We start from the raw sequence: 9,983 nt of genomic DNA, 5'->3' as shown, positions 1-9,983 counted from the left end.
AGAGCCGCAGCGCTGGCTCGTGCTGTCGGTGGCCTACCAGTTCCGGCTCGGCGAGCTCGGCGCCCCGATCGCGTACGCCGAGCTGGCTCGCACCCTCGGCGTCGAGATCGGCCAGCGCGCGCCGGCCGCAGACGTCCGCGAGGCTGTGCTGGGGCTGCGGCGGGGCAAGGGCATGGTGCTCGACCCGGCTGACCACGACACGTGGAGCGCCGGCTCGTTCTTCACCAATCCGCTGCTGTCGCCCGACCAGGCCGATGTGCTGCCGGCAGAGGCCCCGCGCTTCCCGCAGCCCGACGGCACCGTCAAGACCAGCGCCGCCTGGCTGATCGACCATGCGGGCTTCTCCAAGGGTCACACCCGCGGACGCGTGGGCCTGTCCTCCAAGCACGTCCTCGCGCTGACCAATCGCGGCGGCGCCACGACTGCTGAGCTCCTCGAGCTCGCCCGCGAGGTGCGCGACGGCGTGCGCAAGGCGTACGGCATCACGTTGGTCAACGAGCCCGTGCTCGTCGGCTGCGAGCTCTGAGCCCTCAGCCGACGCTCCCGATGATCGTGTCGGAGTAGTAGGAGTCGCCGTACGAGTCTTCGTCGAAGCCGCCATTGACCCCGATGACGATCAGGATCGTCACCCCGATGAGCACGAGCACCAGCAGGCAGGTGCCGATGATGCCCATGATCTTGCCGGCGCTGGCCTCGCTTCGGCCGGAGTAGGCGCCGGGGTTGGCATCGATCTCCTTGACGGCCTTGGCGCCGAGGATCCAGGCGACCGGCGCGAGCAGGATCGGCAGGACGCAGGCGAAGAGGCCCGCGAGGCTGACGATGCCGAAGACCATTGCGGTCGTGGCCTGCGGGTGCTTGGGCGGCTGCTGGGGGACCTGCGGATACCCGTAGCCCGGCGGCGGATACTGCGGCGGCGGGGGATAGGCATTGCCCCAGTTGGGCGGCTGCTGGCCATACCCCGGAGGCGGCTGCTGGCCGTAGCCGGGGGGCGGCTGCTGGCCGTAGCCGGGAGGCGGAGGTTGGTAGCCGGGAGGCGGGGGCTGCTGGCCCGCCGGCGGCGTCGGGTCGGACGGGTTCCCGGGCTGGTCGTCGCTCATGGGAACACCCTTCCACAGCCGAGTGGCTCAGGTGCCGTATCCCGCGTCGTAGTGGGTGCCAATCACCATGAGGGCGCCGACCACGAACAGCATGAGGAGAGCGGCCCCGAGGATCGCCGTGCCGACGATGCCGAGGATCATGCCCGCTCTGGCCTCGCCGGCCCGCCGATAGCGGGTGGGCTGACGCTCGGCCTCGCGATCGGCGACCGCTCCGAAGTACCACGCCAACGGGCAGACGAGGATCGGCAGGAGCAGGACGAAGAAGCCGGCGACGCCGACGATGCCCAGGACCAGGGCCGTCGTGGCCCGCGGATGCGCCGGCAGCCGCACGGGCTGCTGGGCGTACCCGTACGGGTACGGGTACGGATGGGGCGTCGCCATGGCTCAGCTCCCCTCTCCGCTGGTGGACAACCAGGCCTCGATGCCCGTGAGCGTCGCGCTCACGGTGTCTGAAGGAGCGTACGACCTGCGGATCGACATTCGCGCGAGTTCGGCGAGCTCGGCATCGGTGAAGTCCTGCGCGGCACGCAGCACGGCGTACTGGCCGGCCAGGCGCGAGCCGAACAGCAGCGGGTCGTCCGCGCCGAGGGCCACGTCGATCCCGGCCGCGGTCAACGTACGGACGGGCACCTCCTCGAGCGTGCTGTAGACGCCGAGCGACACGTTCGAGGTCGGGCAGACCTCGAGCGCCACACCGTCACTGGCGAGGCGGTCGAGCACGGCTGCGCTCTCCGACGCGCGTACGCCGTGCCCGAGGCGGTCGGGATGCAGGTGGTCGAGGCACTGCGTGACGTGGGCCGCGCCGCGCAGCTCGCCACCGTGGGGCACCAGGGCGAGCCCCGCGCGCTCGGCGATCGCGAACGCCGGCCCGAACGCCGTGGTGTCGCCACGGCGCTCGTCGTTGGAGAGGCCGAAGCCGATCACGCCGCGGCCGGCGTACTGCGCAGCCAGCCGGGCGAGCGTACGGGCGTCCATGGGGTGACGAGTGCGGTTGGCCGCCACGACGACGCCCATCCCGATGCCGGCGCGCTCCGAGGCGTCGCGCACGGCGTCGATGACCAGGTCCGTGAACGCCGTGATGCCGCCGAACCGTGCGGCGTAGCCCGACGGGTCGACCTGGATCTCGGTCCAGGCCGAGCCGTCGGCGGCATCGTCCTGCGCGGCCTCGAAGATCAGCCGGCGCACGTCCCCCTCGGTGCGGAGCACGGAGCGCGCCACGTCGTACAGCCGCTGGAACCGGAACCAGCCCTTCTCGTCGGCCGTGCTGAGCTGCGGCGGCCAGTCCTCGCTCAGCGACGCGGGCAGGCGTATGCCGTCCCGTTCGGCGAGCTCGAGCAGCGTGCTGTGCCGCATCGAGCCGGTGAAGTGCAGGTGGAGGTGAGCCTTGGGAAGCCCCGAGAGCGACCTTCTCTGGTCAAGCCCGGGTGCGACGCTCACGGGCCCCATTCAACACGTACACGTGATCGAGCTCGGCGTACGACCCTTGGGGCTCCGATCAGTGGTGCTTGCCGTCGGCCGCCTCGGCCGCCTTGCGCACCGCCGCAGCGACGCGCTTGTGCACGTCGGCGTGGAACACGCTCGGCACGATGTAGTTGGCGTTGAGCTCGTCGGCCGAGACGCTGCCGGCGATCGCGTCGGCGGCAGCGAGCAGGATGTCCATCCCGATGCCGTGGCTCTGGGCATCGAGCAGTCCCCGGAAGATGCCGGGGAAGGCGAGGACGTTGTTGATCTGGTTGGGGTAGTCCGAGCGACCCGTCGCCACGACGCGGGCGTGCTCGCGGGCGATGGCAGGGTCGATCTCGGGATCGGGGTTGGCCAGCGCAAACACGATCGAGTCGTCGGCCATCGACTCGACGTCCTCGGCGTTCAGCAGGTTGGGGGCGCTCACGCCGATGAACACGTCGGCGCCGGGCAGCACGTCGCGCAGCGTCCCGGTGAGCTTGTCGGCGTTGGTGTTGTCGGCGATCCACTGCAGCGACTCGTCGAGGCCCTCGCGGCCCTCGTGCACGACGCCTGCGACGTCGCACACCACGACGTGCTTCACGCCGGCGTGCATCAGCACCTTGAGGACCGCCGTGCCCGCCGCGCCGGCGCCGGCGAGCACGATGCGGGCCGAGCCGATGTCCTTGCCGACGACCAGGAGCGCGTTGCGGAGCGCGGCGAGGACGACGACCGCGGTGCCGTGCTGGTCGTCGTGGAAGACCGGGATGTCGAGGCGCTCGCGCAGCCGGGCCTCGATCTCGAAGCAGCGGGGCGCCGAGATGTCCTCGAGGTTGATGCCGGCGAAGCCGGGGGAGATCGCGGCGACGGTCTCGACGATCTGGTCGACGTCCTGCGTGTCGAGGCAGATGGGCCAGGCATCGATGTCGGCGAAGCCCTTGAACAGTGCCGCCTTGCCCTCCATGACCGGCATCGCCGCGTGAGGCCCGATGTTGCCGAGCCCGAGCACGGCCGACCCGTCGCTGACGACGGCGACGCTGTTGCGCTTGACCGTCAGGCGCCGGGCGTCCTCCTTGTCCGCCGCGATCGCCATGCAGATGCGGGCGACGCCGGGCGTGTAGATCATCGAGAGGTCGTCGCGGTTGCGCAGCGGGTGCTTGGTCGCGGTCTCGATGACGCCGCCGAGGTGCATCAGGAACGTCCGGTCGGAGACCTTCTCGACCTTGACGTCGCTGATCGCCTCGAGCGCCGAGACGATCAGCGCGGCGTGGTCGGTGTCGGACGCGGCACAGGTCAGGTCGATCCGAAGGGCCTCGGCGCCGGACGCCGTGACGTCGAGCGCGGTGACGATGCCGCCGGTACGTTCGACGGTCGTCGTGAGCTCACTGACCGCCGATCCGCCGGACGGCACCTCGAGTCGGATCGTGATGGAGTAGGAGATGCTGGGAGCAGTGGCCATGGACCCACTCTAAAACATGAGGAAATGCTCAGGTTCTCCGGCACTCGGGCTCGGTTCGACGGGGGCAGTCCGCACCACGTACACTTGACCCACCGGTGAATATTCACTCTAGATCGTCATGCCCTCAGCAGGTTTGGCCCTGGAGAGGAATTGACTGAGGGCACTAGCTCAACTGGCAGAGCATCGGTCTCCAAAACCGAAGGTTGGGGGTTCAAGTCCCTCGTGCCCTGCGAGACATGACAACGAAGAACGAAGGAGTACCGTGAGCGACCGTCACGAGCTGGCCGGCACGTCCGGCAAACGCACGTCGCCGATCACGTTCTACCGCCAGGTGATCGCCGAGCTCCGCAAGGTGGTCTGGCCGACTCGCCCCCAGGTGATCAACTACTTCTGGGTCGTTCTCGTCTTCGTGCTCGTCATGATGGCCATCGTCGCTGGACTCGACTACGGGTTCGGCAAGGCCGCTTTCTGGATATTCGCGTAGCAACCAAAGGATTTCTGTGACTCAAGGTTTCGACCCTTCGACAAGCTCAGAGACCGAAGAGGTCTCCGAGCTCGAGTCGCCGACCCCTCCGGCCGACGACGCCGGCGCCGGGATCGACGCGCCTGCTGCACCCGAGGCTGAGGCCGAGGACGCGGCGGTCGTCGACGAACCCGTCGAGGAGACGATCGCTCCCGACGCCCCGGTCGAGGCTGTGGTCGACGGCGAGCCGGCCGACGACGTTGCCGCCGAGGACGCTGTCGAAGCGGCCACCGACGAAGCAGCTCCGGCCGTCGACGAGCCGGTTGCCGATGCGCTCCAGGAGTTCCGCGATCGCCTGCACAACCAGATCGGCGACTGGTACGTAGTCCACACCTACTCCGGCATGGAGAAGCGGGTGAAGTCCAACCTCGAGAACCGCGTGACCTCGCTCAACGCCGAGGACTACATCTTCGAGGTCGTCGTCCCGACCGAAGAGGTCGCCGAGATCAAGAACGGCCAGCGCAAGCTCGTCAAGCGCACCGTGCTCCCGGGCTACGTCCTGGTCCGCATGGACCTCACCGACGAGTCGTGGGGCGTCGTCCGCCACACGCCGTCCGTCACCGGGTTCGTGGGCAACTCCCACCAGCCCGTACCCCTCAGTCTTGCCGAGGTCGAGAGCATGCTCGCCCCGGCAGTGGAGGCAGAGGTCGCAACCGCGGCCGACACCCCCGATCAGCAGCAGGCGAAGGCCTCCAAGGTCGAGTTCACCGACTTCTCCGTCGGCGACTCCGTCATGGTCGTCGATGGCCCGTTCGCCACGCTGCACGCGACCATCACGGAGATCAACATCGACGCACAGAGGGTCAAGGCCCTCGTGGAGATCTTCGGCCGCGAAACCCCGGTCGAGCTCAGCTTCACCCAGATCCAGAAGGTGTGATCGCGCAGCGATCGCAGGTCGAGTAGCCGCGAGGTACGAGCGGCGTATCGAGACCACTGAGCCCGAGCGAACCATTAGCAACAATCATCATCAAAAGGACCCGAGAAATGCCTCCCAAGAAGAAAGTCGCAGCCATCGTCAAGGTGCAGCTGCAGGCCGGTATGGCCAACCCGGCGCCGCCCGTCGGCACCGCGCTCGGCCCCCACGGCGTCAACATCATGGAGTTCTGCAAGGCCTACAACTCGGCCACAGAAGCCATGCGTGGCAACGTCGTCCCGGTCGAGATCACGATCTACGAGGACCGCACGTTCAGCTTCATCACCAAGACGCCGCCCGCGGCTGAGCTGATCAAGAAGGCCGCCGGTCTGCAGAAGGGTTCGCCCGTTCCGCACAAGGACAAGGTCGGCAAGATCTCCAAGGACCAGATCCGCGAGATCGCCACGACCAAGATGCCGGACCTCAACGCGACCGACATCGACGCCGCCATGAAGATCGTCGAGGGCACTGCGCGCTCGATGGGCGTCACGACGGACTGACACAGCAACACTCATCAAGCAGTAGGTGGCAGGGCCCGCTGGGCCCGTTCAGACCACAACTGGTTCATACAGAAGGAAGACCAGAGATGGCACAGCACAGCAAGGCATACCGACAGGTTGCCGACAAGATCGACAAGGACAGCCTCTACACGCCGCTCCAGGCCACGACGCTGGCCAAGGAGTCGGGGAGCAAGAAGTACGACTCGACCGTGGATGTCTCCATGCGTCTTGGCGTCGACCCCCGCAAGGCCGACCAGATGGTGCGCGGCACCGTCAACCTCCCTCACGGCACGGGCAAGACCTCACGGGTCCTGGTCTTCGCCACCGGCGCCAACGCTGACGCCGCACGTGAGGCTGGAGCCGACTTCGTCGGTGCCGACGAGCTCGTCGACAAGGTCAACGAGGGCTGGCTCGACTTCGACGCCGTCGTCGCGACGCCGGACATGATGGGCAAGGTCGGTCGCCTCGGCCGCGTCCTCGGCCCGCGCAACCTGATGCCCAACCCCAAGACGGGCACCGTCACGACCGACGTGGCCAAGGCCGTGTCGGACATCCAGGGCGGCAAGATCGAGTTCCGCGTCGATCGCCACGCCAACCTGCACTTCGTGATCGGCAAGGCGTCGTTCACCGCCGAGCAGCTCGCCGAGAACTACGGCGCCGCGCTCGACGAGGTTCTGCGTCTCAAGCCCGCGAGCTCCAAGGGCCGCTACGTCAGGAAGATCACGATCTCCACGACCAACGGTCCTGGTGTTCCGGTCGATCCGAGCCGCACCAAGGCATACAGCGTCGACGAGGCCTGAGCTCACCGTCTGAGCCTCCGAACGACACCACGAAAAGCCCCCGGCCGAGCCGGGGGCTTTTCGCATGCCCCCGGACTTTCCGACACGTTGTCAGCCTCCTATGCTCGTGCCATGACGATCTCTCGAAAGCTGTCCGCGCTCGTCGCCGTCGTGCTCCTCGCCGGCCTGTCCCTGTCCGCCTGTGGCGACAAGGACTCCGCAGGCGACGACTCCGGCTCGAAGGCCGGTGGGGGCGGGGAGACCGCACTCACCGAGGCCAACTTCTCCCAGGTCCTCGCCGATTCGCAGGTCAAGGCCAAGTCAGCCCACGTCGACATGACGATCGGTATGGGCGGTCAGGCCGTCAAGGCCCAGGGCGACGTCAAGGTCGGCTCGTCACTCAAGGACACCGCCATGACCATGACGATGGACATGGGCTCGTCGATGACGTTCGACATGCGTCTGGTGGACCAGGTGTTCTACATGAACATGGGGCAGGTCACCGAGGGCAAGTACCTCAAGATCGACCTGACCGACGACAGCAACCCGTTCGCCCAGCAGTACGGCCAGATCATGGACCAGATGGACCCGGCCAAGCAGATGGAGCAGCTCCAGGAGGCGGTGACGTCGTTCGAGAAGAAGGGCGAGCCGAAGACGATCGACGGCGTCAAGGCGCAGCCGTATGTCGTCACGGTCGACACCAGCAAGATCAAGGCCTTCCAGGACCTGCCGGCCGCTTCGGCCAGCCAGATCCCGAAGACGATCGTCTACACGATGTACGTCGGCCCGGACGACTTGCTGCGCCGTATGGAGTTCGAGCTCGCCGGATCGAAGTCGACGATGGACTACTCCAAGTGGGGCGAGCCGGTCGACATCAAGGCACCGCCCGCCGGCGAGATCTCCGACAAGGACTTCAGCGAGCTCGGCGGAATGCCGACACCCGCCGCCTGAGCTCCGCACGGTCGGCCGGCGATTTGGTCGCCGTCCGGCCGTGCCCTACTCTGGACCTACCGAAGACCGCTGGTCGGTGACTCGCAAGAGTCGCACGAAGCGCCCGAAAGGGCGGCCCGCGCAGGCTGCAGATGTTGGTCCATTCAACGTCCCGTGCCCTGTGCCGGGACGTTTTTTCGTGTCGGGCCCGTGTACGCACATGGGATCGCAGTCGTCGGATGGACCCATGTGCTGGAAGGAGACCCATGGCAAACTCGGAAAAGACAGCAGCCGTCGCCGAGCTCGCGGAAAGCTTCCGCGAGTCGAATGGCGCTGTTCTCACCGATTACCGCGGTCTCACCGTGAAGCAGCTGCAGGAACTGCGGCGCACTCTCGGTGCGAACGTGAGCTATGCCGTCGCCAAGAACACGCTGACCAAGATCGCCGCCAAGGACGCAGGAGTGGAGATCGACACCGATCTCCTCGTCGGTCCGACCGCCATCGCCTTCATCAAGGGCGATGCGGTGGAGGCGGCCAAGGGTCTGCGTGACTTCGCGAAGGCCAACACGCCACTCATCATCAAGGGGGGCTTCCTCGACGGGAAGATCCTCACTGCTGACGAGATCAACAAGCTGGCCGACCTCGAGTCGCGCGAGGTCCTCCTCGCCAAGCTCGCAGGTGGCATGAAGGCCAGCCTGACGAACGCCGCGTCGCTGTTCAACGCCCCGCTGTCGCAGGCCGCCCGAGTTCTGGGTGCCCTGCAGGCGAAGGCCGAGGCCGACCCGTCGGTTCTGGCAGCCGGCCCCGCGCCTGCTGCCCCTGTCGAGGAGGCCCCCGCGGCCGAGTCGGCGGAAGCAGAAACTCCGGCCGAGGCACCCGCCGACGCCGCCCCTGTCGAAGCGTCTGCCGACGCCGAGACGACCGAGGGCTGAAAGCCCGATTCACATCGGGACCCCCTCGGGGTCTCAATAACGGAAGGACGCCACCATGGCGAAGCTCAGCACCGGCGATCTGCTGGATGCATTCAAGGAAATGACCCTCATCGAGCTCTCGGAGTTCGTGAAGGAGTTCGAGGACACGTTCGACGTCACCGCGGCCGCTCCGGTTGCCGCGGCTGCCGCTCCTGCTGCTGGTGGCGCTGCTGCCGGCGGTGAGGCTGCCGCTGAGCAGGACGAGTTCGACGTCATCCTCGAGGGTGCCGGCGAGAAGAAGATCCAGGTCATCAAGGAAGTCCGTACGATCACGGGCCTCGGTCTCAAGGAGGCCAAGGACCTCGTCGAGGGCGCCCCGAAGCCTGTTCTCGAGAAGGCCAACAAGGAAGCTGCCGACAAGGCCAAGGACGCCCTCGAGGCGGCCGGCGCCAGCGTCACCGTCAAGTGACTCGTCGCTGAATCCATTCGAGAGCGCCCCTCCTTCGGGAGGGGCGCTCTTGTCTGTCCGGACGTGACGCGATGTCTGTTCGGGGTGACGTGGCTCACGGTTGTGACTCAGAGTTACCTGGGGTATGTTTCAGCGGGTCCCGCGGTTGTTACCCGCGAGTCACGAAGCGTCGCGAGAGGCGTAACCTCGGTTGTCATTTCTCGTTACTCTCTGTGTCCGCGGTCACACGACCTAGGATGAGAAAGTTCGGCCGGCAATCGTCGGCAGACCACGGCAAGCAAGGAGGGGCCGACCGTGGGCGTTGAAGTCGTCGTCGAGGGGCTGACCAAGAAGTTCGGCAGCTCACTCATCTGGAAGGACGTCTCGCTGACCCTTCCGGCCGGTGAGATCTCCGTCATGCTCGGCCCGTCCGGCACCGGCAAGTCGGTGTTCCTGAAGACGTTGATCGGTCTGCTCAAGCCCAACGAGGGCCATGTGTGGATCGAGGGCACCGACATCGCGAACTGCTCGGAGAAGGATCTCTACGAGATCCGCAAGCTGTTCGGCGTGCTGTTCCAGGACGGCGCGATGTTCGGCTCGATGGACCTGTTCGACAACGTGGCCTTCCCCTTGCGTGAGCACACCAAGAAGACCGAGTCCGAGATCCGTCAGATCGTGATGGACAAGATGGAGCTGACCGGCCTGGTCGGTGCCGAGAACAAGCTGCCCGGTGAGATCTCCGGCGGTATGCGCAAGCGCGCCGGCCTGGCCCGTGCCCTGGTGCTCGATCCCGAGATCCTGCTGATCGATGAGCCCGACTCGGGTCTCGACCCGGTCCGCACGTCCTACATCAACCAGCTGTTCATCGACCTCAACGCCCAGATCGATGCGACATTCCTGATCGTGACGCACGACGTCAACACCGCACGCACCGTGCCCGACAACATCGGGCTGCTCTACCACCGCCACCTGGCGATGTTCGG

General features: G+C 66.9%; 13 protein-coding genes and 1 tRNA gene. 10 read left to right on the top strand and 4 right to left on the bottom strand.

The features are described 5' to 3' along the window. On the top strand, positions 1–526 hold a 526-nt coding region (locus tag V6M46_RS02620; protein WP_332662209.1), incomplete at its 5' end, for a UDP-N-acetylmuramate dehydrogenase. Positions 527–530: 4 nt separating this feature from the next. Here V6M46_RS02620 and V6M46_RS02615 read toward each other — a convergent pair. The 4 genes from V6M46_RS02615 to V6M46_RS02600 are packed head-to-tail and all read right to left on the bottom strand — an operon-like array spanning position 531 to position 3,996. Beyond that, the gene (locus tag V6M46_RS02615) at positions 531–1,097 is read right to left on the bottom strand and encodes a DUF4190 domain-containing protein (protein WP_332662208.1); all 567 of its coding nucleotides are present in this window, start codon (positions 1,095–1,097) and stop codon (positions 531–533) included. Between the two features lie 27 nt (positions 1,098–1,124). Continuing rightward, the gene (locus V6M46_RS02610) at positions 1,125–1,478 is read right to left on the bottom strand and encodes a hypothetical protein (protein WP_332662207.1); all 354 of its coding nucleotides are present in this window, start codon (positions 1,476–1,478) and stop codon (positions 1,125–1,127) included. Between the two features lie 3 nt (positions 1,479–1,481). Continuing rightward, on the bottom strand, positions 1,482–2,534 hold the full coding sequence (locus V6M46_RS02605) for an adenosine deaminase (RefSeq protein WP_332662206.1): 1,053 nt from the start codon (positions 2,532–2,534) through the stop codon (positions 1,482–1,484). A gap of 58 nt (positions 2,535–2,592) precedes the next feature. After that, positions 2,593–3,996 (bottom strand): NAD-dependent malic enzyme, encoded by a 1,404-nt coding sequence (locus tag V6M46_RS02600; RefSeq protein ID WP_332662205.1) that lies wholly within the window; start codon positions 3,994–3,996, stop codon positions 2,593–2,595. 157 nt (positions 3,997–4,153) lie between these two features. On the opposite strand from V6M46_RS02600, the gene V6M46_RS02595 reads away from it, so the two are divergent. The 9 genes from V6M46_RS02595 to V6M46_RS02555 all read left to right on the top strand — a co-directional run. Then, a tRNA-Trp gene (locus V6M46_RS02595) sits at positions 4,154–4,226 on the top strand. A 32-nt stretch (positions 4,227–4,258) separates the two neighbouring features. Continuing rightward, complete coding sequence (gene secE / locus V6M46_RS02590; RefSeq protein ID WP_332662203.1) at positions 4,259–4,480, top strand: preprotein translocase subunit SecE; 222 nt, start codon at positions 4,259–4,261, stop codon at positions 4,478–4,480. A gap of 16 nt (positions 4,481–4,496) precedes the next feature. Continuing rightward, positions 4,497–5,396, top strand: a complete 900-nt coding sequence (gene nusG / locus V6M46_RS02585) for a transcription termination/antitermination protein NusG (RefSeq protein ID WP_332662202.1) — start codon at positions 4,497–4,499, stop codon at positions 5,394–5,396. Positions 5,397–5,503: 107 nt separating this feature from the next. Continuing rightward, positions 5,504–5,932 carry a 50S ribosomal protein L11 gene (rplK, locus tag V6M46_RS02580; RefSeq protein WP_056209536.1) on the top strand — a complete coding sequence of 143 codons (429 nt, stop codon included), beginning with the start codon at positions 5,504–5,506 and terminating at the stop codon, positions 5,930–5,932. An 86-nt stretch (positions 5,933–6,018) separates the two neighbouring features. Beyond that, a complete protein-coding gene (rplA, locus tag V6M46_RS02575; protein WP_332662201.1) occupies positions 6,019–6,732 on the top strand; it encodes a 50S ribosomal protein L1 in 714 nt (237 codons plus the stop codon). Positions 6,733–6,843: 111 nt separating this feature from the next. After that, a complete protein-coding gene (locus tag V6M46_RS02570; RefSeq protein WP_332662200.1) occupies positions 6,844–7,662 on the top strand; it encodes an LppX_LprAFG lipoprotein in 819 nt (272 codons plus the stop codon). A 245-nt stretch (positions 7,663–7,907) separates the two neighbouring features. Beyond that, complete coding sequence (rplJ, locus tag V6M46_RS02565; protein ID WP_332662199.1) at positions 7,908–8,573, top strand: 50S ribosomal protein L10; 666 nt, start codon at positions 7,908–7,910, stop codon at positions 8,571–8,573. 55 nt (positions 8,574–8,628) lie between these two features. Next, entirely contained in the window at positions 8,629–9,021 is a 393-nt protein-coding gene (gene rplL, locus V6M46_RS02560) for a 50S ribosomal protein L7/L12 (protein ID WP_332662198.1), read from the top strand. Between the two features lie 294 nt (positions 9,022–9,315). Beyond that, on the top strand, positions 9,316–9,983 hold a 668-nt coding region (locus V6M46_RS02555), incomplete at its 3' end, for an ABC transporter ATP-binding protein (protein ID WP_332662197.1).

Source organism: Aeromicrobium sp. (genome assembly GCF_036676885.1).
Classification (GTDB): domain Bacteria; phylum Actinomycetota; class Actinomycetes; order Propionibacteriales; family Nocardioidaceae; genus Aeromicrobium.
Note: the sequence above shows the minus strand (reverse complement) of the source record. Positions and strands in the feature narration are given on the sequence as shown.

Bases quoted from the DNA above. Each gene is read 5' to 3' on its own strand.
- rplJ (WP_332662199.1), top strand. From the start codon at position 7,908: ATGGCAAACTCGGAAAAGACAGCAGCCGTCGCCGAGCTCGCGGAAAGC.
- V6M46_RS02570 (WP_332662200.1), top strand. From the start codon at position 6,844: ATGACGATCTCTCGAAAGCTGTCCGCGCTCGTCGCCGTCGTGCTCCTC.
- rplK (WP_056209536.1), top strand. From the start codon at position 5,504: ATGCCTCCCAAGAAGAAAGTCGCAGCCATCGTCAAGGTGCAGCTGCAG.
- rplL (WP_332662198.1), top strand. From the start codon at position 8,629: ATGGCGAAGCTCAGCACCGGCGATCTGCTGGATGCATTCAAGGAAATG.
- rplA (WP_332662201.1), top strand. From the start codon at position 6,019: ATGGCACAGCACAGCAAGGCATACCGACAGGTTGCCGACAAGATCGAC.
- V6M46_RS02615 (WP_332662208.1), bottom strand. From the start codon at position 1,097: ATGAGCGACGACCAGCCCGGGAACCCGTCCGACCCGACGCCGCCGGCG.
- V6M46_RS02600 (WP_332662205.1), bottom strand. From the start codon at position 3,996: ATGGCCACTGCTCCCAGCATCTCCTACTCCATCACGATCCGACTCGAG.
- V6M46_RS02610 (WP_332662207.1), bottom strand. From the start codon at position 1,478: ATGGCGACGCCCCATCCGTACCCGTACCCGTACGGGTACGCCCAGCAG.